Below are 25,766 nucleotides of genomic sequence, written 5' to 3'. Positions count from 1 at the left end.
TACATCTTTTTACATGGATTAGAAAGATTATTTTCTTATTATCTAGTAATTACCGATTTTAAATAACACTAAACGAGAGTAATAGTAATAGCTGCAAAAGTATGCTAAAATTTTTGCATATCGTCATTTGGGAGGATACGCCTGTGAAGAACTGGGAAAAAATGTTTGAAAAGTGGAATATGTTTACAACATTAGATGAATCATTAAAATCAAATTTAAATAAACTAAAGAATGATAAGGATGCGTTGAAAGATGCTTTTTATCAAGAATTATCGTTTGGTACAGCGGGGATGCGAGGAATTCTTGGAGCGGGAACCAATCGTATGAATATTTATACAGTAAGAAAAGCAGTTAATGGACTTGCAGATTATTTGTTAACTAATCGTAGTGATGCAAAAAATCGAGGTATTGTTATTGCTTATGATTCTCGGTATATGTCTAAAGAATTTGCAATTGAATCCGCTAAAGTATTGGGATACTACGGCATACATACATATGTATTTGAATCTTTACGACCAACTCCTTTATTATCTTTTGCAGTCCGCCACTTAAATACTGCAGCAGGGATTATGATTACTGCTAGTCATAATCCACCCGAATATAATGGATTTAAAGTCTATAATGAACATGGATCGCAAATTGTTCCATCAGAAGCGCAATTGATTGTAGAATCAATACAGCAAACGGAAGATGAATTAACAGTTCCGACATTAGAGCAAGCCCAAGTAGAAGAACAAGGAAAGTTAACGTGGTTAAGCGATGAAGTAGATATTGCTTATTTGGAAAAATTACATGAAATAACTCAACTATCAACAGAAGAACAGCAAAATGACAAGGATTTACAGGTCGTATTTACGCCATTACATGGTACTGCGTATGATTTAGTAACAAAAGGACTTCAACAGCTTCACTTCTCTAAAGTGGCTGTTGTCGAAGAGCAAGCCCAACCCGATCCAGAGTTTTCAACGGTCAAATCACCGAATCCAGAAGAGCATCAAGCATTTTCCAAAGCTATTGATATAGGAAAACAAACAAACGCCGATATTTTATTAGGTACGGATCCAGATGCAGATCGCCTTGGTGTAGCAGTGAAAAATTCAGATGATGAATATCAAGTGCTAACTGGTAATCAACTTGGTGTACTATTATTCGATTATATCGTTAAGCACATTGATAAGTCTAAAACGGTGAAACCTCGTATGATTAAAACAGTTGTAACAACAGAAATGGGACGTGCAATTGCGGAAGCAAACCAAGTAGGGTCAATTGATACTTTGACAGGCTTTAAATATATTGGGGAAAAGATCAACCAATACGATATGACAGGCGAAACTTTCCTATTTGGATTTGAAGAAAGCTACGGTTATTTAATCAGTAGCTTTGCACGGGATAAAGATGCTGTACAGGCAGCAATGATGGCAACTGAAATGGCATATTATTGGAAGAAGGAAGGAAAAACATTATTTGATGCATTAGATTTACTATATGAAAAATATGGATACTATCTAGAGGGCATGACTTCTTTAACATTGAAAGGACAAGAAGGTTCGGAACAAATAGAGGAGATATTAACCTCGATTAGAGAAAACCCTTTCGTTGAAATTGGCGGAATGCAGGTGACTACTATCGAAGACTACTCTAGTTCTATCCGTACTTTAACTTTAGAGAAAAAGCAAGAAACCATTACACTGCCAAAAGAAAATATGATTAAGTATTTGTTACAAGATGATGGTTGGGTATGTTTCCGTCCATCTGGGACGGAACCGAAAATTAAATATTATTATGGTGTACGTGGAACAAATGCAGAAGATAGTCACCAACGTTTATTGGCGCTTAAAGAATCATTGGAAGAGCGAGTGAATGGTATTATTGATTAATTGTAGGTTTACTTCTTTATATTGACAGATGAAGAAAAAAAGTATTTAATAAGTGTATACTTAAAGCAAATTAAAGGGGAGTAGCTGTACATTTAAAGTCGTCATTACGAGATCAATTCTCCGGCTTTATATGGCAACGACCGTTGTTAGCGAGACCTTTACCATTAGTAGGTAAAGGTCTCGTTTTTTTGTGCTTTTTTACTAATGTGTTGATTGCGGTGAGTAATCGTCCGTATCCCTTCACTTTAAGTCTTAGGGGTCGCAAAAAGAGAAGGGAACCGGGCATAAGGTTCGTTAAACCATCAAGTGTGGAAAACCCGGCATTGATGGAAGTCTCACTATAGAAGAGGAGTTAATGTATTATGGGTTCAGAGTTATTGTTAGAATATTTATGGGTCTTGCTGGTACTTATTGGCTTAGAGGGTTTATTAGCAGCTGATAATGCTCTAGTATTAGCAATTATGGTCCGACATCTTCCAGAAAAACAGCGTAAGAGAGCATTGTTCTATGGACTTGCAGGGGCATTTGTTTTTAGGTTTGCTTCGTTATTTGTTATATCGTTCCTTGTAGATTTTTGGCAAGTACAGGCTTTAGGTGCAGCCTACTTATTATTTATTTCGATAAAGAACTTATATGATCGATTTAAAAAGAAAGAAGAACCTGAAGAAGAGTTAGAGATAGCTGAAGATGCAAAAGAATCTGTAGCTGCATTAGCAAATAAAGAACCTGAGCAAGCATCGAAGAAAGAATTTTGGCTAACTGTAGTAAAAGTAGAATTTGCAGACCTGGCATTTGCGGTCGATTCTATATTAGCAGCAGTAGCTTTAGCGGTGGCATTACCTGCTACTGGTTTAGGTAATATCGGTAGCTTAGATACTGGTCAATTTATGGTAGTATTTGCAGGTGGTATGATCGGATTAATTATCATGCGATTCGCTGCAAATATATTTGTCGGTATCCTTCATAAACGTCCTGCACTCGAAGTGGCTGCATTTTTAATCGTTGGATGGGTTGGTGTAAAACTAGCTGTTCTTGTGATGGCAAATCCAGATATTGGCTGGATTCCAGAACACTTCCCGCATTCTACAGGTTGGAAGTTGAGCTTCTATGTTATACTTGTTGCAATTGCAGTTGTTGGTTGGTTTGCTTCCAGTCCGAAGAAGAATCAAGAAAAAGGACAGTCTTAATGGAAGATGGCCGGTGAGTCTCCGGATGCTTATGCATCGCGGAAGTCTCCGTATATTTCTTACTTTTATTCTTATAATATTCGTCTTTTGATCAGAACGTTTTGTTATACTAGGTGTGAATAATCTAGAGGGGGACTAACTTTGGTACAACATCATTTTCATTTGAAAGCGGAATGGCCAGGTGGTAGAAATAGCCAAGGAACGATTGAAGCAGGAAATTTAAAAACAAAAATCTCGATTCCGACTGAAATGGATGGACCAGGGATTGGTACTAATCCAGATGAAATGTTATTAGGAGCGGCTGCTACTTGCTATGTGATTACACTGGCTGCATTGATTGAACGCGCCGAACTACCTTTAAGTAAAATGTATCTAGAATCAGAAGGTATTGTGGATGTGACCAATGGTGTATTTACGTATGAGAAAATCATTCATAAACCTTTCGTTAATTTAAAAGAAGAGGCAAATGACAAGCAATGGAAACATGTACGAAAACTAGTCGAAAAAGCAGAAACTTCTTGCATGATTTCCAGAGCAATTCAAGGCAATGTACAAATAGAATTGCAACCAACATTCGGTAAATAAAATCTATATTAAGCCCCGAACCGCTCTAATAAAAAAAGAGTATGGTTCGGGTTTTTTAATCTTTCATCTATAAGTTATACGGTTTATCCACGTACTAAGCGAAGCATCTTTTTCATATCTTGCTGCTCATGCATATCATGATAGTTTGCAAAAGGGCAACCAATCTCATGTACCCGATTTACAACATTACCAATTGTAAAAAAGGTAGGATCTAAATCCTCAACTACTTCATTCCAATATAGTGGTGTAGATACTGTACCTTCTTTCGTCATTCTTGGTGAATAGGGTGCAATAAGTGTTTTATCTTTACCATGTTGGACATAGTCAATATAGAGTCGATTATTCCGGTTCTTTTTCATCCGTTCGGTCGTAAAATCGTTTGGATATGACTTTTCTAGCGTTTTAGCAATGGCTTCTGTGAATAGGAATGTCTCGTCATAAGTCATACTACCTTCTCGTATCGGAATATATACTTGCAGTCCTTTGTTTCCTGATGTTTTTACGAACGATACGAGTTCTAATTCATCTAATATTTGCTTTAGGAGATTTGCAGCATGAACTGCTAAATTGAAATGCTCACGATCAGGTGGATCTAAATCAAAGGCAATTTCTACAGGTGTAACATGGCCAATCCGTTGAAAAGGGATATGATATTCAATCGAACCATGATTTGCTAACCAGACGATGCTTTTTAAATGATTACATACAATATAGTTCTCTTGAGAAGAAGTTGATGATAAATAGTCTGGGGCATAGTCTGGGAGGTTCTTTTGAAAAAAGGACTCCTCTGTTATTCCATCTGGACAACGAATGATGGTTAATGCTTTTTGACGTAGAAAAGGTAACATCCAGGTTGATATTTCACGAATGTATATTAACAAATCCTTTTTGGTATAATTATTTGGCCATAGGTACTTATCTGTATTGGATACCTCTATAGAATGAGGGAGTTGAGCCAAGTCTAATTGTAATTTTTCCAATGTGCATTCTGTATAGGGTATATCTGCTGTAATCTGTTTAAATTCAGGTTCACGTAGCTCATGATCATATAAATCTAATGTATGGATGGTACTCGTAATTGCTGGAGGTAGATAGTATATACCATCCAGGAAGTCACCTTGATCTTGAAAAAGCCTTTGTACAGTTTGAGAAGTATCTTTTGCTAGGCCGTGTTTACACTTCCCGATATGAATAGGCTGATTATTCTTCAGTACACTAACTGTAAAATAGCCATTACTTGGGTTATAAGCTGTTAGAATTCCGTGTATTAATCGCCAATTTTTAATTTTAAACCAATCGTTATGTTGCTTTCCTTTTTGGTAAGTGCTTTTTTTCTTTTTGGCGACAATGCCCTCAGCCTTGGCTGCATATACAATTTCATTAACGTTTGAGATAGAGGTGAATGATTCCACACATCTAATCATTTCATTTTCAGTCAGTTCTTGCATGAGTTGATAAAGGTATTTCTTTCGTAAAGATAGATTGCTTTGGTGTAATTTTTTTCCTTTGAGTTCTGTTAAATCAAACACCATAAATGTTGCAGGTCTTAGATTTGCGCTTTTTTTAATTCGATCGCTATTTTGTAATCTTCCACGGTTTTGTATTTGAGCGAAATTCGCTTGATACCGGTGATTTAATATTACTAGTTCGCCATCTAATTCTAACGGTAATTTATTTTTGAAGTATTTGTAGTTATTTTCACACCATTGAATAACTTCAGGAAAATTTTTTGTGATATCATGATTATTTTTACTGATTAAAGTTATTTTATTTGTGACAGACCATACTAATTTACATCGAAATCCATCATATTTCACCTCATATAACCACTCATCCCCAGCTGGAATTTCTGTACTTGCTATCGGCTTCATCCATTCCATATAATCACCTCATTAATAGGGTGTCTGATTTTATTGTTTTTACTATTCCATTCGTATAAAAAACAGAGAGAACTGCAAACTAACTTCAAGGAGGGAACGGAATGCATACAATGTGGAAGGGAACTATTAGTTTTGGTTTAGTTAATATTCCAGTGAAGATGCACGCGGCGACAGAAAACAAAGATATAAGACTTCGTCAACTGCACAAAAAATGTAAAACACCAATTAAATATGAGAAGGTTTGTCCCAACTGTGAAGAAGATGTATCCAATGATGATCTAGTAAAAGCATATGAATATGCCAAGAATAAATTTGTTGTGTTGGACGATGATGAATTGGAAGCTTTAAAGAAAGAGCAAGAAGATAAAGCAGTAGAAATTATTGACTTTGTTCAGTTAAAGGACATTGATCCCATATACTTTGAAAAAAGTTATTATTTATCCCCAAATGAAGGTGGGTCAAAGGCATATGCTCTATTAAGAGAAGCTTTATTAGATTCTGGAAAGATTGGTATAGCGAAAATGATGATACGTTCTAAAGAACAATTAGCGATCATTCGTGTATATGAAAGTGCAATTGTTGTAGAAACCATTCACTATCCAGATGAAGTTCGAGCCGTGGCAGATGTGCCGAATGTTCCTGAGCAAGCAGAAGTAGGAAAAAAAGAACTGGATACAGCTAAATTATTAATTGATCAATTAACAACAGAATTTGAGCCTGAAAAGTATACCGATGATTATCGAACAGCTCTATTAGAATTAATAGAAGCGAAGAAAAATAATGAAGAAATAGAAATCGGTGGAGAACCAAAAACGACTCCGGATAATGTAACGAACTTAATGGATGCGTTGCAGGAATCGTTAGATCGGGCGAAAAAGGACAAGCCAAAACCGAAACAACCGAAGAAAAAAACAACTGCAAAGAAGAAAAAAGCAACATCATAAAGTCTCTAGTTTTCAATTCTAGGGACTTTTATACTTAGATAGAAAAAACATCCTATCTCTTGTATATCGTATATGTAACATTAAAATTCCCCATTGAATGAAGTACACTTTACGGCAAATTTACTGTATTTCTATTACATTTTTGCTCTACACTTACAAATTGATTACAGAATGATGAAATCTGGGCTTTTGATATGATTTTTTTTTGAAAAACGGGTAAAGTGGATAATGCAACAATAATTCTGGAATACAACAAGAGGGATGAATATGGAACGTAATGCTTTCTTTGATAATGCGAAAGCTTTATTAATTTTCTTGGTTGTTTTTGGTCATATGATTCAACCTTTTACAAATGAATACGCAGGAATTAACACTTTGTATTTATGGATTTATACGTTTCACATGCCAGCATTTATACTATTATCTGGATTCTTTACTAAAGGTTCCGGAAATGCAGGATATGTTTGGAAATTAGCAAAGAAATTAATTGTACCGTATTTGATTTTTCAAATTTTATATACTATCTATTATTTCTATATTGGTAAACCAGATTGGCAAACGGGTATGTTTCACCCACATTGGTCTTTATGGTTCTTATTTAGCTTATTCAGCTGGCATATTTTATTAATCGTGTTTAAGAAAATCCCTGCATTTTACAGTATTTCATTAGCAGTACTAATAGGTGTGGTAGTAGGGTACTTTGGTGAGATTGGCCACACATTTAGTTTATCACGTACATTTGTGTTTTTCCCATTTTTCTTAATCGGATATTGGGTAACAGAAAAACAAATGATGAGTATAAAGAGAAATGCCGTAAAAGGAGTTTCATTAGTTGTGATGACCGTACTAGCAATTGCCATTTTCTATATGCCAGAATTTAACTCTGGATGGCTATTAGCTTCCAAATCTTATGGAGATCTAGGAATGGAGCAATATGGAGGTATTGCAAGATTGCTTGTGTATGTTACAGCAGCTATTATGGTGGTGAGTGTGTTAGCTTGGGTACCGAAGCGGAATTTCGGATGGTTGACAAAACTAGGTACAAGAACATTATATGTATATTTACTTCATGGTTTTATCGTACAGTTTTTACGTCAATATGATATATTATCGGTAAATAACATACTAGACTTTATCGGTATTGCTGGTATTTCGGCAATGATTGTTATTCTATTGTCTAGTAAGCCGGTATTAACTGTGTCACAGCCATTAATAGAAGGTAAGATGTCTATAATTCGAAATATATTTAATAACCAACGAAGTGGAACATCTTCTTAAAATAGTGAAAGATTTACAGTAATAATACTTCAGTGGAATTAAAAAAAGAACTCAAAGATTTTATATCTCTGAGTTCTTTTTTTTAATGTACGTATTCTCTTAAAAGATAATATGAGCGATTAATGTAATGACCGGTAGAGTAATGATTGTACGTAATAAAAAAATAATCATTAAATCTTTAAATGAAACAGGTACTTTGGATCCTAGTAATAAGCCACCAACTTCAGATAAATAAATTAATTGTGTTACTGATAATGCAGCAATAATAAATCGAGTGATTTCAGCTTCCACACCTGATATAAAGATAGCTGGCAAGAACATATCTGCAAAACCAACCAACAATGTTTCAGAAGCTTCTTGTGCATATGGTATTTGCATAAGCTCGAGTAACGGAACGAATGGTGCACCAATCCATTGGAAGAATGGAGTATATTCTGCGATCACAACAGCAACCGTCCCGATAGCCATAACGACAGGAGCGACGCCCATCCACATATCAAGGATATTTTGACCACTTTCCTTTAATATTTTAGATAAGCTGCTTTCCTTTCTTGCTCTTTCAATTGCATTCTTATATCCATAACTAATTATAGATTCCCCTTCTGGGATAGATTCATCTAATTCTTTATTGGCATCTGTAACATACGTATTAGCTTTTCTAGATAGAGGTGGAATTCTAGGCATGATTAGTGCTGCTACAATCCCAGCAATAATAATCGTTAAGTAGAACGGCAAGAATAGTCTCTCCAAATCAACTTCTTGTAGCACAACTAGTGTAAATGTAATAGAAACTACAGAGAATGTTGTACCAATAACCGCAGCTTCGCGTTTCGTATAGTTACCTTGCTCGTATTGCTTACTGGTTAATAAAACTCCAATCGTTCCATCGCCTACCCAAGACGCAAGTGCATCAATAGAAGAACGTCCAGGTAGACGGAATAAAGGACGCATAATTTTTGTCATTAATGTTCCAAAGAATTCAAGTAAGCCAAAATTCGTCAGCAGTGGTAAAAGTAATCCTGCGAATAAAAACACCGCAAACAAAACATGTAAGAGGGAATGTAATAACATTCCGCCAGTATTCTCACTGTAGATTGCTTCTGGTCCGATTTCGAAAAATACCATTACTGCAATAATTGCAGCAATTACACGTGTAATCGTCCAGAACATGCTTGTGTAGAATAATTGCTTTAAGAAAGGCTTGTGATTAAAAGCATCCTCACCTAAAAATTTTGCAATAACTGTAGAAATAGCAGTTATAATTATAATAACCATCATTATTGCAGAAAGGCTATTTGCCAATAGAATTTGTACCCAATTTGCGAGTAAAGCAATTGGAATTGTCATATCACCATCAACGGTAATAGGAATCATAAAGAAGAAAATACCAATCAAAGAAGGTATAATGAACTTCAAATGATCGCTAAAAGAATATGATTTCAAAGTATTGACCCCCAAAAATATATTTATATAAAAGTATTATAGTAGATTGTACTGACTGCATAATTATACATTATTTAGAAATTATATTCAATCATTTTTTTAGTATGCTTAGTAATTTCATTAAGCACATATTATATGCATGAAATACGGATGTTGCTCTTTAGGAGTTGTCGTATTTCATCCCAGTCATTCCCAATATCTCCTATAATTTATTTATATCACTAATAAATTGTTTTATAATTAGAACTTGGGAATAATGAAATTGAGTCATGTTAATAAATGGATTAAAACTATTAAATTCGGGAATATAATAAATGTAATGAATATTAATTTAGTAATTTCGCTAAAATAATTTACGATATGGTAGTTCATTCACTATAATAGAAATAATACATGGAGATATTTTTTCTCCAAATGCATCTTGGAAAGTGAATGTTTCATTGAAGGGGGTGTAATATATGAGTGATTATTTACGAAAAGGTTTCTTACTTGGCCTAGGAGCTGCTGTAAGCGGTAAAGAGAAGTTTGATAAGAAACTGAAAGAACTCGTTGAGAAAAACGAACTGACACAAGAGCAAGCGAAAACCGTCATGGACAACTTTATTGAAAAAGGCGGTATGAAGAAAGAAGAGTGGGATGCGAAACAACATAAACAAACTCAACAGCTTGCAAAGGATTATGGAATTGCGACCGTAGAAGATATTCAAGAAATTCGTGCAAGACTAACAGAATTAGAGGACAAGTTAAGTGATAAATAGGCACTTTTTTAATGGGCTTGGGAACATAAAAAGTTTAGCTTAAATACTTTTGCCCAAGCTCTCTTTCTTTACATTTATTCTGTAAGGGGCCGTAATTTCCGAACTTCCAGACTATGAGCTGTAGTTAAAGAGAAGATCTGAGGAGTCAACTTCATGTAAGTGCCGGATAATCTCCAAGGGACTTTAGGTCATGCTTTTGTGGTAACAATAACAATATTCAGTGATGTTACAGAATGAAGATGCATTTTCAAAATGAAAACTGTAAATTCAGTAAATTATCAATTTGCTATTGATTGTGATAGTTTTAACGAGTATAATTGTTTATAGTTAGTAGCACGTATAGGGGGAGTTGTCGGTATGCAAAGCTTTTTTCAAATTTGTAATGATACTACTGAAAAGCTTGGAAGAAGATTGCAAGATGAGGAAATAAGATTTTTGCAATGGATGTATGAACGCTATACGGTGGAACAATTAGAAGAAGAGCTGAAATCAAAAGAAGGTCATTTATATACAATGAATTCGTGATAGAGGGGCATCGGACATTCCGAAACCCTTTTTTATTTTGGGCTATAAGTAAAAATCGTTAATATAGATTTGTATAAAATCAATAGCTTTCATGCTATAATTCTCATGAAAGAGTTAATGAAGGAGAGAGCGTTATGTCGGTTTCCAATGAAACCATCATTAATAAAATGATAACAGAATTAGAAGCAGCGAAGCGTGAAGCTAACAACCACTCACAATTGAAAAAAAGAATAGAACATGTCCGTATTTTAAGTGAGTTATTTGATGAAACACGTACTCCGAATAAAGGAGCGACAGTTTCTTCTATTACAACACCACAAATTAAACAAGTTTCAGATGTGGAATCGCAATTTACGGATGCAGAAATAAAGGCAATGCTTGGAGATACTTCAAAATCAATCGGGGTAAACAAGAAGAAATCGGTTGAGGACGATGAAGCGAATGGAGACTCATTATTTGATTTTTAACATCGGAGGGAAACTAAAATGAAGCTATTTTTAATAATTGGAGCTATACTAGGATTCTTAGCAGTTGCTTTAGGTGCATTTGGTGCACATGGGTTAGAAGGAAGACTTTCTGAGAAAGCACTGAACAACTGGGGGAAAGCAGTAGATTATCAAATGTTCCACACCATAGCTATAATCGCTGTCGCATTACTTTTAGCAAGATTTGAAGGAAGCGGATTACTCACAACTAGTGGTTGGATGTTTCTTGTAGGGATTATTTTGTTTTCGGGAAGTTTATATGTTTATTCCTTTACGAGTATAACTACCTTTGCGATGATTACACCAATTGGAGGACTTGCATTCCTTATTGGGTGGGTGTTACTTGGTGTTGCAGGCATGAGACTTTTATAACTGAAAGAACATAGATGTGATTAACAAAAATAATACGAATGCTCGGATAGCTTGTTTCATAGCTTCTGATTGACGTCTTGTTTGCATTAATATTATTGCATCACAAACAATGCTTAAAACAAGCAAATACACAGCAAAAAACAAAAGAATTAGCCATCCTGTAATTAAAGCTGTAATACCAGAAAGAAAAGAAAGTACTAACCCAATAACTTCCATTTGAATAAATTTTTGATATGGATGTCTCATAGTTGGTGCACCTCGCTAACAAATGGATAAAGGATGACCCGATTAATTTGTTAAGGTCATCCTTTTTATATAGTTTCGCCTACTATCTTGGATTATAAGTAGATAATTGTTGACCATATGGGTATGAGTAATTAATTTCGTTATCAAATGTAACGTAATCAAGATAAACCATTAATAATAAAAATCTGCGTTCTGATCCTTCTTCTCGAATTAAAATATGATCTCTTCCTGCTTCTTCAATATAGCCACGAAACTCTGTCTGTTGTGCGCTATTTTCAAAAGTCATATAAAAAGTTCCAAGCTCACCTCTGTTCATACGTAAGATATTTTCGATAAACGATTGTTGAGCTGGTAGACCTCCCGTACCACCGGTTTGTGGTGGTTGCTGTTGTGGCTGTTGTTGTCCCCCCTGTTGATTACCTTGATTGAACTGCCTTGTTGGGTATACTGGATAAAATGCAGGTGAAGTGTTTGGATAATAGTAGTATGGTTGTTGAGATTGTGGTTGTTGATACGGATAATTTTGATAATTGGATTGGTTTTCATTTTCACTCATGAATAATCCCTCCTAAACTGTAAAATAACTTTTTAGTGAACCAATATAAGCTCGCTTAACGATATACTTCTGGACACTCCGCAGCAGTAGGCGCAAAAAAACAATGTGCCTTAAATCTACCGACGTTCCACTGTCCGAACCATTGTTCGGGGCATGCGCCTTCAGGCATAAAAAACCATAACGAATTTGAGGCAGGATGTTGCCTCTCTCCTTGTATCACCCTTCGAGCAAGACGTATTTCAGATTGACGTGCTCTTTGATAAAAATAACCTTTCTGTGTTGCTTCAAAGCCTCCAGGACTTTGATAAACCATATCGGTTATAGATCGAATGTTTGGGAAATCTAAACAACTTGCAATTACCCGATTGATACCAGTGTTTCCAACCATCAACATTCCTAAGTCGCCATCACCTTCAGCTTCAGCACGCATGAGGCGGGCAAGTAATTCTACTTCTGCCTCATTATGTTTCACAATGGCCATAGAGATACCTCATTTCCATATTTCTCATCTAAGATGTCAATCTCAATATTTATTTTTATGCCTGTATTTTGGATAAAATGACAATAAAAAAAGACTTTCCATCAAAAAGATAAAAAGCCTCTTGCATAATTTTATATAGACAATTGGATAGAAAGTTCTTCTTTTTCTAAGAAGTTTCCTACAATAAAGTCGCCAAACTCAGCATATTTGGTTGTTACTTCATCAAAACGCATTTCATAAACAATTTTTTTGAATTGAAGTGGGTCATGTGCAAACAATGTTACTCCCCATTCCCATTCATCTAATCCAATGGAACCTGTAATAATTTCCTTCACTTTTCCTGCAAATTTTCTACCAGTCATTCCGTGCTCATATAGAAGTTTTGTACGTTCTTCTTTTTCAATTTCAAACCAGTTTGCACCTGGATCACGACGACGAGCCATTGGATAGAAGCAAGCATGCTCCCATTTAGGCATAATCGGTTTTAAGCGATCCTTAACATATGGAGAAAGCTCACGATCTTCTCCCGCTTTCATTGGATCATGCATCGTCATTTCAATAATCGAAACGTAGGAATAACCTGGAATTAGGAAATCTCCAAGTTTTGTCTTATTAATTTCAGTCTTGATTTGCTCTAATTCTTCGAAGCTTTCGCGTAAGAAAATAAACATAAAGTCTGCTTTGTTACCAACTACTTTATATACTCCATGACTTCCTTGCTTTTCTTCTTCTACAGCTTCCCATTTAGAAATGAGCTGTTGGAATTCATCAATAGCTGCTTGTCTTTCTTCCTTAGAAATTAATTTCCAAGATGTCCAATCAAATTGACGTGTATCATGTAATGCTGACCAACCGTCAACAGTAACTACAGCCTCTGCCATATTTAACAACTCCTTATATAAAAAATACATGTTCTGCTTTTACTATAGCATAAGTAGGGTACTCTAATCATATCAAACAGGCTCAAAATCATCTTGAAAGCATCTATTGTCAATTGTTTGTCAAAAATTAAGAATTCATACTATGCGCTTCACTTTATTTGTTTACTGTGATAGTTTATCATGAGAAAGTATTCACAAGTTTGTAAGGCTACAAGGAGGCATACATTATGGGATTATTCGAACAATTAGCTGAAAAAGTAACAGCTGCTGATAAAAAAATTGTCTTTCCAGAAGGATTAGATGAACGTATATTAACTGCAGCAAGTCGTTTAGCAGAAGAAGGGATTATGACACCAATCTTAATAGGTAATATACAAGATGTGAAAGCGAAGGCAAAGGCTCTTGATGTGTCGATAGATAGTTGTGATGTTATTGATCCAAATAACTACGATGGTTTTAATGAAATGGTTACAGCATTTGTTGAAAGAAGAAAAGGAAAAGCAACCGAAGAAGATGCAAAGAAAATTCTTATTGATGAAAACTATTTTGGAACCATGCTTGTATATATGAATAAAGCAGATGGATTAGTTAGTGGTGCAGCTCATTCTACTGCGGATACAGTACGTCCAGCATTACAAATCATCAAAACAAAAGAAGGCGTAAAGAAAACTTCTGGCGTATTCATTATGGTTCGTGATGAAGAGAAGTATGTATTTGCAGACTGTGCAATTAACATAACACCAGATAGTAATGACCTTGCAGAAATTGCTGTAGAAAGTGCGAAAACAGGGACTTTATTTGATGTGGATCCTAAAGTTGCAATGTTAAGCTTCTCTACGAAAGGTTCTGCAAAATCTCCAGAAACTGAGAAAGTATCTGAAGCATTAGAAATTGCTAAAGAAAAAAATCCATCTCTAGTAATTGATGGAGAATTCCAATTTGATGCTGCATTTGTACCAAGTGTAGCAGAGAAAAAAGCTCCAGATTCCGTTTTAAAAGGTAATGCAAATGTATTTGTTTTCCCAAGCTTAGAAGCAGGAAACATCGGCTACAAGATTGCACAACGTTTAGGTGGATTTGAAGCGGTAGGACCCATTCTTCAAGGATTGAACCGTCCGGTAAATGACCTTTCACGTGGATGCAGCGCTGAAGATGTGTATAATTTAGCGTTAATTACTGCAGCACAAGCAGTGGGAGAATAATATAGTAAAAAAAGAAGCTGAGACATTTTTCATTTAATTGATTTCTTTGTCTCAGCTCCTTTTTTAATAAAAATACTATGATTTATTCATTTTTCTTATATAAACGATTTGTCCAATATGATAGGCAATATGCGTGATTGCGTTTCCTAATAGTTCTCCCCGCTTTGCGCCTACCAGAAAGTTAATTACTGAACAGGACAGGTTAGAGTTATCCTTAAATAATTTCTGCCAATGTAAAAGTATCCCGAGTAATTCATTTCGAAATTCGTTAAACGAGATTTTATCAGGCAATGAGAAAGTTTCTGCATTTTCCTTTACTGTTTGAATCGAATTAAAATCAGAATGCTTGTATCTGATTTGCCATGTTCTGTTTCAATAAATAAGGTGTTGAACAATCTCAGCGACACTATGGCTATTTGTATCCGGCTTCCAAAAAGCCTTCTTTTCATTAATACCATCTGTTGCTTCTATGAATGATATGTTGTATCTACTTGGATCATTTGCGTTAGCCAGAAATTGGTCTAAAGTTACTTCCTTTAACTCTATTAATAAGCATACCTCCCAGAATTTTATATCCATAATTATATTTCAAGGGGGAGGAAAGGTATTTCCTCTAAAGTAGAAATGATTTGTGAATATTAATTAGTCTGATTACGTTTCACCATTTGCTTATAACGTTTTTCAAAATTCATTTTTTCCTCTTCTTGAAAAGGCATTTCAACAATTTTATCCGTTAGCTTCTTCAACGTATGGATCACACGTTTTTTAACATCATTTACAGTTAATGTAATTCCTAGTAATTCAGAGAGGGAGCCCATTACTTTTGGATCTATATCAGGATATGTAAAGGTAGTTTCTTTATTTTTCTTACCTTTTGTATAAAATTTCTGTATCAATTCTGCTCGTTGGTTGCTATTGCCTTCCACATCTAAATATATTTGAACGGAAATACCATTTTTAACTCGACGTTGAGAAATTCCAGCAAATTTTCTACCTTTAATGCTTAGATCATAATCACCAGGGCAGTAAGATCCAACAATTTCATATGCTTTAATTTCATCAGTAAGATCATGAAACATGGCCTGTACGAAGCGTACCATAGCCTCGTAGCAATCATAGATAGATAAGTTCTTTCCTCCAGGAATAATCAGTGAAATATTCAATACCCCTTCATCTAAAGCTACTGCAAGTCCTCCGGAATTACGTACCACAGCCTGATAATTATTTTTTTCAATAAATTGCATACCTTCATCAATAAAAGGTAATCGTGAATCTGGTATGCCAAGTACGATAGTATTTGGATGTACCCATAAACGAATAACTGGAGGTGAGGTTTCTTCACTTACAGAAATAGCTAACGCATCGTCTATAGCAAAGGAAGTTAATGCCGTATTAGGTTTTCCTTCTATTTCTGTGTGCACAGAATGATCTATATATCGAAATGATTGATGACGGATAATATCTTTCCAGTTTTTCATAATTTCCTCCTTGTGCTTTCATCCTCTGTCTAACTATAATATAATATACTAAAATCGTCGAAAAAGATCGGATGGAGACATAGATATGGAATATAAAGACCAACAGCTAACAGAAGAGAAGGTATTTAAAGATCCTGTTCACCGATATATTCATGTTCGAGATCGGGTAATATGGGATTTAATTGCTGCTCCCGAGTTTCAGAGACTTCGTCGGGTAAAACAATTAGGAACGACAAATTTAACTTTTCATGGAGCGGAACATAGTAGATTTAATCATTCATTAGGTGTATACGAAATTGTTCGACGTATCATGATGAATTTTCAAGATCGAGTGAACTGGGATAATGAAGATCGGTTGTTATGTTTATGTGCTGCCTTGCTACATGATTTAGGGCATGGGCCATTTTCTCATTCTTTTGAAAAAGTATTTAAACTTGATCACGAGAAATTTACGCAACGTATTATTTTAGAAGATACGACTGTTAATCAAATCTTAAATAAGGTATCTCCGAATTTTGCACAGAAAGTTGCAGACGTAATTGCAAAAACGTATTCGGATAAGCTTGTCGTAAGCCTGATCTCCAGTCAAATTGATGCGGACAGAATGGATTACTTACAAAGAGATGCATATTTTACTGGGGTCAGCTATGGCCATTTTGACATGGAAAGAATTCTAAGGGTAATGCGTCCGATGGATGACCAGGTTGTCATTAAATCTACTGGAATGCATGCCGTAGAAGACTATATTATGAGTCGTTATCAGATGTACTGGCAAGTGTATTTTCATCCGGTAACAAGAAGTGCAGAAGTGATTCTATCGAAAATCTTCCAACGTGCAAAGTATTTATATGAAAATGATTCGTATACTTTTAAATTAAAACCAACACATTTTATCTCATTCTTTAGTGGAACAGTAGATTTACAAGACTATTTAAAAATAGACGAGATGATTGTCTATTATTATTTCCAATTATGGCAAGAAGAAAACGATGAGATTTTAGCAGATTTATGTGAAAGGTTTATAAATAGAAGACTATTTAAATATGTTGAATACAATCCAGATCCACAGATAAATGCAGGAATGGAATTATATCAATTATTTAAAGAGGCAGGAATTAATCCAGACTATTATCTTGTTGTGGATTCCTCGTCGGATTTACCTTATGATTTTTATCGTTCTGGGGAAGAGGAAGAACGGTTACCAATTCATTTATTGATGCCGGATGGCGGTCTGAAAGAACTATCTCGGCATTCTGATATAGTAGAATCTATATCAGGGAAAAAACGGACGGATCATAAGTTATATTTTCCAAAGGATCGCATTCAAGAAATCAAAGATGAAAGTTTAAAACAACGCATTGTCGATATTTTGTACAGATAAGGAGTGAAGAGGTTTGTTAGATAACCACGCTAAACTACTACAGTTCTTTTCAGTAGCCAATCAAGTTACTGGTCGTAAAAAATTACAAAAAATGATTTATATATTGCAGCAATGTGAAGTTCCTTTTGAAGAAAAATACGAGTTCCATTTTTATGGCCCATATTCAGAAGAACTGACACTTCGTGTAGAAGAACTCTGCAATTTAGGGTTTGTGGAGGAGCAAAAAGAAGAGAAAAGTAGCTATCATCAATATCATTATACAATTACTGATAAAGGGGAATCCTTTTTAACACAATTTGAAATGGACATGCCCGATATAGGTGAGATGATTACGTTATTACAAGAAAAAAGTTCACGATTTCTTGAGTTAATGTCTACCATGTTTTTCTTTTGTCATTCTTCAAAAGAAGAAATTATAAAAAAAGTACATACAGTAAAGCCAAAGCAAAAGTATACAGATGAAGAAATCAAAGAAGCTTTTCAATTAATGGATGAGTTAACGAACAAAAACAAATCGAGTTACTAAAAAACTACAGATGAACGTGCTACAATAGCACCAATAGTAATTAATTAGGAGGTTACCACATGAGTTCAGATCAATCTTCCAACAAAAAAAAGAATAATTTTACGATCATAAAAGATGATTCTACAGATGGCCATGGAGGTTATGGTGCTGGGACGATTAGTTTAGAAAATATGTCATCTATCATTGTCGATCCAAATGAAGATAAGGCCTATGTAGATATGGCTGCGATGCATGCTAGAAGTGACGTTGAACGTAGAGTGAAATGGATCAATGATAGAGAAGAAGTGCAAGGTGGCAAATTATACTGGATAGTATGGGTCACGGTAGACAAAAACGAAAATGGACCTTATTATGCTGGAGTAGCAGGAAGTGAAATTCGTGTGAATCGGGAAATCAAGCGTGCATATAAATCAATGGCGGAACATGTGAAGCATATGGAAAAATCATTGAAAGGTCATATTATTGTTGAACATATGGATGATCATTCGAAGAAGCTACTAGGTGACTTCCTTCGTGACTACAAACCAGAGTTATGGGAAAATTCTACAGAGGAATTAACACGACAATTATTTTAGTAATTAAATGTTACGATTTTGTGAATGAATGAAGAACTTAACAAGAAAATCTTGTACTTTTTGTCAAAAATTTGTAAACTATTGAATACATGGGCTCACTCATGTTTACTAGGACAAAAAAACAGCCAGCTATCGAGATCCTCGATACTGGCTGTTTTTTTATAAAAATTCCCTTGTAGGACTATCCTAGAAGAACTCATCAAAGATTTTTTTCAGGAAGCCTTGATGATCACTTTCTTCTTCCTCTATATCTTCAGGATGATCTCTATCTGTACAATAACCTATAGGTTCTGTACCCTTTTCAAAAAACATAATACGACTTTGGCTGCAGGAGGCAGTAGCTCTCTTTCCACTAACAGGATCAATGGGTAAGCCTATAACTCCAGAAGGCATTGCAAATGTGTGTTTGCTCGATGGTTCGTGAATGGCTTCCATATAATTTGCCCAAATGTTTTTAGAGAAAGTGGTTTCTTGAACTTGAGTTATTTTTCGATGATCATCATAACCTACCCATATACCAGTTACAACTTCCGGACTATAACCTACCATCCAGCTATCGTAATCTGTTGTACCTGATTTTCCTGCATAAATATTGGAAAGCTGATTATTAATCGCCGATCCAGTGACACTCGTATAATCATTTAATTCTTCATCAAACATACCGGTTAGTAATTGTGTAAGGATAAAGGTATTTTTCTCATCTAAAACTTGTTCTAATTTATCATCACTATGCTCATAAACTGTTTTTCCTTTTTTATTGACAATTTTACGAATCGTATACGGTTCGATTTCTTTCCCGCCGTTCGCTATCCTGCCATAAGCCTGTGTTAATTCCATGACGCTAATAGATGAAGTACCTAAAGCTAATGAAGGTACAGCATCCAGTTCACTCGTAATACCAAAATCTTTTGCTGTTTCAACCAGATTTTTCGGTCCAAGATACAAATTTGTTTTTACTGCATAGATATTGTCAGAAAGTGCAATAGCTTGTGCTAGAGTAATTGGTCCATTTGCGTAATAGCCATTAAAATTACCAGGTTGATAAGTTGTTCCATCTTCTAAAGTAAATGTCGTCGCCTCACTTACCAATTGAGTACTTGGTGTATAACCGTTCTCTAAAGCTTCGTAATAAAGGATTGGTTTGAAAGAAGACCCTGCCATTCTTTTTGATTTGGTAGATCGATTATAACTACTTGTTAAGTAATCTTTTCCGCCAGTTAAGGCAGTAATTTCCCCGGTATTAGGATTCATAGACACTCCAGCTACTTCTAACTCCTCTGAACCATTCATATTATTGGTTACTGCTCGATCCATTTCTGATTGATGAGATAGATCTAATGTAGTATATAATTTATATCCTCCAGTTTGAATTTCCTCGGTATCAATATCTAAAATTTCCGCAGCTTCTACAAGTGCTTCATCAGTGAAGTATGGTGCTGCCTCTTCTTTTGCAGCTGTTTCAGCATAGATTAATTTTTCTTGTCTAGCACGATTATACCCTTCCTGCGTAATCACACCATGTTGAAGCATTTCAGATAATATTAGTTGTTGACGCTCATTAGCCAATTCTTCATTATTTAAGGGAGAATAATACGAGGGCCCCTTGGGAATTCCTGCTAGCATTGCAGCTTGTGCCAATGTTAATTCTTTTGCGGTCGTATCAAAAAAATAACGACTAGCAGCTTCAATTCCATATGCACCGTGCCCGTAATAGATGGTATTTAGATAACCTTCTAGAATCTCTTCTTTGGAGTAAAACATTTCCAAACGTATAGCATAAAAAGCCTCTTGTATTTTTCGAGACCAGGCTTTTTCTGGAGTTAGATATAGGTTTCGTGCATATTGTTGTGTTATTGTACTTGCTCCTTCTTTTAAGGAGCCGTGCGTTATATTCGTCCAAATTGCTTTTGCGATTCGTTTATAATTGAATCCATTATGTTCAAAAAATTGTTGATCTTCAATAAGTAAGGTTGCTTGAATGATATTTTTGTTCATATCATCAAGAGGAACCCATTCCATGGAGTTTAACAAGCGTTCTTCTCCGATTTTTTCATCATATCGATCATAGACTGTGGTTGCTTGCTTTCCAGCTAATTCTGGTGGTCCGAGTATATAGGCAATGATATATGTACCCAATATAGCAGTTACAACTAGTCCAACCATTACCCATATAATGGTTCTTATTCGTTTCCAAAGTTTTGATTGCTTCATAATTTTCGTCTCCATTAGTTTTAAAAGCATTATATAATCATTATTGGAAAGGAATCGTGAATATAAACGTTTGTTCGAAAATTCTTGCACTAACGAATAGTATTGATTATCACCACCGTTTATCGCTATAATAGGTACATTAATGAAAATGGCGGATTCGTGACGAATAATAAACGAAGCAATAACGAAACTGAGGCGATGCTATGACAAATGGACGTAAAGAAGTAACCATTGAATTAAAGACGACGATTCATGATATAGAGACTGGGGATAAAGAAACACAAAAACAATCGTTCTCAGGAGAATTAATAGCTCAAGGAAAGTTTGACGTTCTAAAGTTTACTGAGGTTTTAGAGGATGGGCAAAAAATACAAAATATGATTACGATTCAACCAGAACGAGTCGCTATTCGACGGTCAGGTGCAATTAAGATGAATCAACAATTTCAAGAAAATAGCCGTACGGAAAATATTTATCAACATATGCATGGAAGTATGCGTATGGAGACTTTTACTAACAGGATTTCTTTTGAAAAAGAAAAGGATGATAAAGGAAATCTACAAATGGATTATAATATGAAACTTAATGGACAATTGGAAAGAGAACATAGATTGGTACTGACATTTTCTTAGGAGGACATCGACATGAACGTATTAGAACAAACGGAACAAAAATTAAAAGAACAAATTCATCAAGCTGTCATTAATGCAGATTTAGCAACAGAGGATCAGATTCCAGATATCATTTTGGAAAAACCAAAGGATAAAGCGCATGGAGACTTTGCTACTAATATTGCGATGCAACTTGCGCGTATTGCAAAGAAAGCTCCACGACAAATTGCAGACGACATCGTTGAGAATTTAAATAAATCAGAAGCATCTGTTGAAAAAGTTGAAATTGCAGGTCCAGGATTTATTAATTTCTTCATGAAGCAAGACTTCTTAGGTGAAGTAATTGAGACTGTATTATCTGCAGGTGATAATTACGGGAAGTCAACGGGTGGAAATGGAGAAAAAGTCCAAGTGGAATTTGTATCAGTAAACCCAACTGGTGACCTCCATTTAGGGCATGCACGTAATGCTGCTTTTGGGGATGTACTTTGTAATGTATTTGCAGCTGCAGGTTATGAAGTAGAGAGGGAATATTATATTAATGATGCAGGAAATCAAATAAATAATCTTGGGTTATCTGTAGAAGCACGTTACTTACAAGAAATTGGTAAAGATGTGGATATGCCAGAGGATGGCTATCGAGGTCAAGCCATTATCGATATTGCTAAAGAGTTAGTGAAGGAAGATGGAGAAAAATGGGCGGATAAAGATCACGAAGAACGCTTGGATTTCTTTAAAGAGTATGGTTTAAAAGCATCGTTAAGAAATATCGAATCGGATTTAAAGGACTTTCGTGTAGAATTTGATCATTGGTTTTCAGAGCGCTCATTATTTAAAGATGGACAAATTGATGACACTTTAGCTGTGCTTGATGACGGTGGCTATACATTTGAAAAAGATGGGGCACTTTGGTTTAAAACGACGGAATTCGGTGATGACAAAGATCGCGTCTTGATTAAAGGCGATGGGAATTATACCTATTTGACCCCGGATATCGCCTATCATAAAAACAAGCTAGATCGTGGATTTGATCGGATTATTAATGTATGGGGATCAGATCATCATGGATATATTCCACGTATGCGTGCTGCACTCCAAGCATTGGGCTATCCAGTTGAGAAATTTGATGTAAAAATTATTCAAATGGTAAATCTCTTTGAAGCAGGAGAAAAAGTGAAAATGAGTAAGCGAACAGGGAAGGCTGTTTCACTTCGAGAATTGATGGACGAGGTGGGAATTGATGCAGTTCGATATTACTTTGTTGCCCGTTCAAACGACTCACAATTAGATTTTGATATGGACTTAGCGAAATCACAATCTAACGATAACCCAGTTTACTATGCACAATACGCACATGCGCGTATTTGCACCATGCTTTCTCAGGCAAAAAGCAAAGGATTTAATACTGAAGCTGAATATGATGCATCTTTATTAACAGCTGAAAAAGAATTGGACCTATTGAAGAAAATTGGTGAGCTTCCACAAATGATCGTTGATGCTGCTGATAAGCATACACCTCATAAAGTGACTCAATATATCTTTGAACTTGCTACGTTATTACACAGCTTCTATAATGCAGAAAAAGTATTAGATGCAAATAATAAAGCTAGAACACATGCGCGTATTGCTTTAATGAAAGCAGTTCGTCAAACACTAGCTAATGCAATGACAATTATTGGAATCTCTGCCCCAGAGAAAATGTAATAAGTAATAATAGGAAGCCTATCCCTTTTAGAATTAAAAAGGGGTAGGCTTTTTGGTTCGACGTTATGTGCCCAGAGGAGGGGGAAGAAGCCAGAAGTGGTAACATAAATAATCATTATGTGTCAAGAAGAAGGAGAAGAAACCAAAAGAAGTAACATAAAATGCATCGACAAGTCATTCCCATTCTTTCATATAATTGGACAACAATAATTACATGAACAATCATCCTAGGATGAATTTTTAAAATTTTACCTAAAATATATTGACTGAATGATCATTCATGTTTAAAGTAATAGGTAAGGATTTCTTTCACGGAAGAAAATGTAATCGTTATCAATGAAGGAATACTACACAAAGAGGGGGAGCAGACGGTGGATACTTTTCTAATTATTAATTGGATTGCATTTTTGGCTATCACGATTTACGCATTTTATTTATTTGCCAAAGTAATCGCAACTCGAATCGCTTATATCAAGCTAGGAAAGAAATCAGAGTTTGATGGTGAAATTAAATTACGCTTAAAGCGAATTGGAAAAATTGTATTTGGCCAATCCAAACTTCTAAAAGATAAGAAGTCTGGAACGATTCACGTCATGATGTTTTACGGCTTTATTTTAGTTCAATTTGGTGCAATTGATATGTTTGTAAAGGGATTATCTCCAGGTAATCATTTACCATTTGGTATGTTTTATCCTGGGTTTGTATTCTTTCAAGAGTTAGTAACATTAATGATTTTAGTTGCAGTTATTTGGGCGTTTTATCGTCGTTATATGGAAAAGCTTGTTCGGCTTAAAAGGGGATTTAAAGCGGGGCTTGTATTAATTTTTATAGGTACATTAATGGTCTCCGTGTTATTTGGAAATGGTATGGCAATGATTTGGCATGGGCATGAGATTACTTGGGCAGAGCCTGTTGCTAGTGTTTTTGCTCTTGCTTTTAACTGGGCGTCAGCCGAAACAGCTACCGTGTTGTTTTACATTGCTTGGTGGGTACATACCATTACCCTTCTTACCTTTTTAGTTTATGTCCCACAATCGAAGCACGCACATTTAATCGCTGCTCCAATTAATGTATTTTTGAGTAAAAAAGTTCCAGGTAAATTGAAGAAATTAGATTTCGATATGGAAAATGTGGATGAAGAAAGTGAAGAGGAAATTGCTTTTGGTGTTGGGAAAGTAGAAGATTTTGAACAACATCAAATGATTGATTTTTATGCATGTGTAGAATGTGGTCGTTGTACCGATGTTTGTCCAGCAGCAGGGACAGGAAAAATGTTATCTCCAATGGATATAATGATAAAAGTTCGTGATCATTTAACAGAAAAAGGAGCTGCAATAACCGGTAAATCATCTTGGGTTCCGTCATATGCATTTGCAGGTAGTGCTGGAAATCAAGCTTCAGCTGATAAAGAGGTTGCTGCAACCATTCAAAGTTCAAGTTTAATTGGAGATGTTATCACAGAAGAGGAACTAGCTGGCTGTACAACTTGCCGTAATTGTGAAGATGCCTGTCCAGTAAATAATGAACATGTAGGTACGATTATTGACATGCGACGTTATCTAGTAATGACTGAAGGAAAAATGGATTCGGACATTCAACGTGCAGTAACAAATATTGAACGACAAGGTAACCCATGGGGGCTTTCAAAAAAAGATCGTGTAAAATGGCGCGATGAAGATGAATCCGTGTATATTCCAACCGTGAAAGAATTGAAGAAAGAAGAGAAGTCGTTTGAATATCTATTCTGGGTAAGTTCCATGGGCTCGTTTGATAGCCGTAGCCAAAAAATTGCTCTAGCTTTTGCAAAATTAATGAACCAAGCTGGTGTAAGCTTTGCAATATTAGGAAATACAGAAGCTAACTCAGGAGATACTGCTCGTCGTATTGGTAATGAGTTTTTATTCCAAGAAATAGCTGAGAAAAATATTAAGCAATTTATTAAGCATGACGTCAAGAAAATTGTCACGATTGATCCACACGCTTACAATATATTTAAGAATGAATATCCTGACTTTGGATTCGAAGCCGAAGTTTACCATCACACACAAATGCTTTATGATCTAGTAATGGCAGGTAGACTTAAACCAGAAAGAGCGATAAACGAAAGGTTAACCTATCACGATTCTTGTTATCTAGGAAGATATAATGGTGTATATGATCCGCCACGAGAAATTCTGAAGTCCATTCCTGGTCTAGAGTTAGTAGAAATGAATCGTAGTCGTGAGAATGGTATGTGTTGTGGTGCTGGCGGTGGTCTTATGTGGACAGAGGAGACTACTGGAGGAAGAATTAATGTGGCTCGTACAGAACAGGCATTGCAAGTAGAGCCGACCATGATATCTAGTGCTTGTCCATATTGCCTCACGATGTTAAGTGATGGAACAAAAGCAAAAGAAGTGGAAGAGGATATCGGTACAATGGATGTAGCCGAAATTCTAGCAATCTCTGTATTGGATAAAGAAGAGGTAAAAACAGCATAAAGTGCATCTTCCAATAGTCGGATTTTTATCCATACGTAGGGTTAGGATGAATATAACAGTTCTTTGGGCTAGTTATTTTTCATGTCCCTTTCGTCTTTGA

The 25,766-nt window shown here is 35.4% G+C and carries 24 protein-coding genes and 1 pseudogene; 16 read left to right on the top strand and 9 right to left on the bottom strand.

Going from position 1 to position 25,766, the window contains the following annotated elements; translation table 11 throughout:
* Positions 1-143: 143 nt before the first annotated feature.
* From C794_RS16415 to C794_RS16405, 3 genes are all read left to right on the top strand, one after another.
* The gene (locus tag C794_RS16415) at positions 144-1,877 is read left to right on the top strand and encodes a phospho-sugar mutase (RefSeq protein ID WP_017798256.1); all 1,734 of its coding nucleotides are present in this window, start codon (positions 144-146) and stop codon (positions 1,875-1,877) included.
* A gap of 362 nt (positions 1,878-2,239) precedes the next feature.
* A complete protein-coding gene (locus C794_RS16410) occupies positions 2,240-3,064 on the top strand; it encodes a TerC family protein (RefSeq protein ID WP_017798255.1) in 825 nt (274 codons plus the stop codon).
* Between the two features lie 141 nt (positions 3,065-3,205).
* Positions 3,206-3,649: an OsmC family protein gene (locus C794_RS16405; protein WP_017798254.1), complete on the top strand. Its 444-nt coding sequence runs from the start codon at positions 3,206-3,208 to the stop codon at positions 3,647-3,649.
* 83 nt (positions 3,650-3,732) lie between these two features.
* Here the strand turns inward: C794_RS16405 and C794_RS16400 are convergent, their stop codons facing one another.
* The gene (locus C794_RS16400; protein WP_017798253.1) at positions 3,733-5,529 is read right to left on the bottom strand and encodes a DNA ligase D; all 1,797 of its coding nucleotides are present in this window, start codon (positions 5,527-5,529) and stop codon (positions 3,733-3,735) included.
* 101 nt (positions 5,530-5,630) lie between these two features.
* Between C794_RS16400 and ku the strand changes: the two genes are divergently transcribed.
* Complete coding sequence (ku, locus tag C794_RS16395) at positions 5,631-6,473, top strand: non-homologous end joining protein Ku (protein ID WP_017798252.1); 843 nt, start codon at positions 5,631-5,633, stop codon at positions 6,471-6,473.
* 267 nt (positions 6,474-6,740) lie between these two features.
* Complete coding sequence (locus C794_RS16390) at positions 6,741-7,751, top strand: acyltransferase family protein (RefSeq protein WP_017798251.1); 1,011 nt, start codon at positions 6,741-6,743, stop codon at positions 7,749-7,751.
* A gap of 99 nt (positions 7,752-7,850) precedes the next feature.
* Here C794_RS16390 and C794_RS16385 read toward each other — a convergent pair whose 3' ends face one another.
* The gene (locus C794_RS16385) at positions 7,851-9,194 is read right to left on the bottom strand and encodes a YjiH family protein (protein ID WP_017798250.1); all 1,344 of its coding nucleotides are present in this window, start codon (positions 9,192-9,194) and stop codon (positions 7,851-7,853) included.
* A 458-nt stretch (positions 9,195-9,652) separates the two neighbouring features.
* On the opposite strand from C794_RS16385, the gene C794_RS16380 reads away from it, so the two are divergent.
* From C794_RS16380 to C794_RS16365, 4 genes are all read left to right on the top strand, one after another.
* Positions 9,653-9,952: a phasin family protein gene (locus tag C794_RS16380; RefSeq protein WP_017798249.1), complete on the top strand. Its 300-nt coding sequence runs from the start codon at positions 9,653-9,655 to the stop codon at positions 9,950-9,952.
* A 357-nt stretch (positions 9,953-10,309) separates the two neighbouring features.
* Positions 10,310-10,477 carry a hypothetical protein gene (locus C794_RS20885; protein WP_017798248.1) on the top strand — a complete coding sequence of 56 codons (168 nt, stop codon included), beginning with the start codon at positions 10,310-10,312 and terminating at the stop codon, positions 10,475-10,477.
* A 134-nt stretch (positions 10,478-10,611) separates the two neighbouring features.
* Complete coding sequence (locus tag C794_RS16370; protein WP_017798247.1) at positions 10,612-10,944, top strand: YwdI family protein; 333 nt, start codon at positions 10,612-10,614, stop codon at positions 10,942-10,944.
* A gap of 18 nt (positions 10,945-10,962) precedes the next feature.
* Positions 10,963-11,334: a DUF423 domain-containing protein gene (locus tag C794_RS16365; RefSeq protein ID WP_017798246.1), complete on the top strand. Its 372-nt coding sequence runs from the start codon at positions 10,963-10,965 to the stop codon at positions 11,332-11,334.
* On the opposite strand, the gene C794_RS16360 is transcribed toward C794_RS16365, so the two are convergent.
* The 4 genes from C794_RS16360 to hemQ all read right to left on the bottom strand — a co-directional run bounded on the left by C794_RS16360 (position 11,329) and on the right by hemQ (position 13,498).
* Positions 11,329-11,580 carry a hypothetical protein gene (locus C794_RS16360; RefSeq protein ID WP_017798245.1) on the bottom strand — a complete coding sequence of 84 codons (252 nt, stop codon included), beginning with the start codon at positions 11,578-11,580 and terminating at the stop codon, positions 11,329-11,331. The two genes, C794_RS16365 and C794_RS16360, sit on opposite strands and share 6 nt — an antisense overlap.
* Positions 11,581-11,662: 82 nt before the next feature.
* On the bottom strand, positions 11,663-12,136 hold the full coding sequence (gene gerQ, locus C794_RS16355) for a spore coat protein GerQ (protein ID WP_017798244.1): 474 nt from the start codon (positions 12,134-12,136) through the stop codon (positions 11,663-11,665).
* A gap of 55 nt (positions 12,137-12,191) precedes the next feature.
* The gene (locus C794_RS16350; protein WP_017798243.1) at positions 12,192-12,617 is read right to left on the bottom strand and encodes a cell wall hydrolase; all 426 of its coding nucleotides are present in this window, start codon (positions 12,615-12,617) and stop codon (positions 12,192-12,194) included.
* A gap of 131 nt (positions 12,618-12,748) precedes the next feature.
* Positions 12,749-13,498: a hydrogen peroxide-dependent heme synthase gene (hemQ, locus tag C794_RS16345; RefSeq protein WP_017798242.1), complete on the bottom strand. Its 750-nt coding sequence runs from the start codon at positions 13,496-13,498 to the stop codon at positions 12,749-12,751.
* A 227-nt stretch (positions 13,499-13,725) separates the two neighbouring features.
* On the opposite strand from hemQ, the gene pta reads away from it, so the two are divergent.
* Positions 13,726-14,700 (top strand): phosphate acetyltransferase, encoded by a 975-nt coding sequence (gene pta / locus C794_RS16340; protein WP_017798241.1) that lies wholly within the window; start codon positions 13,726-13,728, stop codon positions 14,698-14,700.
* 75 nt (positions 14,701-14,775) lie between these two features.
* On the opposite strand, the pseudogene C794_RS21390 reads toward pta, so the two are convergent.
* Together C794_RS21390 and C794_RS16330 are read right to left on the bottom strand one after the other, a co-directional pair.
* Positions 14,776-15,279 (bottom strand): annotated as a pseudogene (locus tag C794_RS21390) (DinB family protein).
* A gap of 59 nt (positions 15,280-15,338) precedes the next feature.
* Positions 15,339-16,178: a lipoate--protein ligase family protein gene (locus C794_RS16330; RefSeq protein ID WP_017798239.1), complete on the bottom strand. Its 840-nt coding sequence runs from the start codon at positions 16,176-16,178 to the stop codon at positions 15,339-15,341.
* An 85-nt stretch (positions 16,179-16,263) separates the two neighbouring features.
* On the opposite strand from C794_RS16330, the gene C794_RS16325 reads away from it, so the two are divergent.
* The 3 genes from C794_RS16325 to C794_RS16315 are packed head-to-tail and all read left to right on the top strand — an operon-like array spanning position 16,264 to position 18,660.
* Positions 16,264-17,559, top strand: a complete 1,296-nt coding sequence (locus C794_RS16325) for an HD domain-containing protein (protein WP_017798238.1) — start codon at positions 16,264-16,266, stop codon at positions 17,557-17,559.
* Positions 17,560-17,572: 13 nt separating this feature from the next.
* The gene (locus C794_RS16320) at positions 17,573-18,085 is read left to right on the top strand and encodes a YwgA family protein (protein ID WP_017798237.1); all 513 of its coding nucleotides are present in this window, start codon (positions 17,573-17,575) and stop codon (positions 18,083-18,085) included.
* 59 nt (positions 18,086-18,144) lie between these two features.
* A complete protein-coding gene (locus tag C794_RS16315) occupies positions 18,145-18,660 on the top strand; it encodes a YwhD family protein (RefSeq protein WP_017798236.1) in 516 nt (171 codons plus the stop codon).
* A 186-nt stretch (positions 18,661-18,846) separates the two neighbouring features.
* Here C794_RS16315 and C794_RS16310 read toward each other — a convergent pair whose 3' ends face one another.
* Positions 18,847-20,871, bottom strand: coding sequence for a transglycosylase domain-containing protein (locus tag C794_RS16310; RefSeq protein WP_017798235.1), 2,025 nt, complete (start codon positions 20,869-20,871; stop codon positions 18,847-18,849).
* A gap of 203 nt (positions 20,872-21,074) precedes the next feature.
* Between C794_RS16310 and C794_RS16305 the strand changes: the two genes are divergently transcribed.
* The 3 genes from C794_RS16305 to C794_RS16295 all read left to right on the top strand — a co-directional run bounded on the left by C794_RS16305 (position 21,075) and on the right by C794_RS16295 (position 25,666).
* A complete protein-coding gene (locus tag C794_RS16305; protein WP_017798234.1) occupies positions 21,075-21,503 on the top strand; it encodes a YwiB family protein in 429 nt (142 codons plus the stop codon).
* Between the two features lie 12 nt (positions 21,504-21,515).
* Complete coding sequence (gene argS / locus C794_RS16300) at positions 21,516-23,186, top strand: arginine--tRNA ligase (protein ID WP_017798233.1); 1,671 nt, start codon at positions 21,516-21,518, stop codon at positions 23,184-23,186.
* Between the two features lie 371 nt (positions 23,187-23,557).
* A complete protein-coding gene (locus C794_RS16295) occupies positions 23,558-25,666 on the top strand; it encodes a (Fe-S)-binding protein (protein WP_017798232.1) in 2,109 nt (702 codons plus the stop codon).
* Positions 25,667-25,766: the final 100 nt, after the last annotated feature.

The sequence above is a fragment of the Oceanobacillus kimchii X50 genome (assembly GCF_000340475.1).
Classification (GTDB): domain Bacteria; phylum Bacillota; class Bacilli; order Bacillales; family Amphibacillaceae; genus Oceanobacillus; species Oceanobacillus kimchii.
This window is presented reverse-complemented; position numbering and strand designations above follow the sequence as displayed.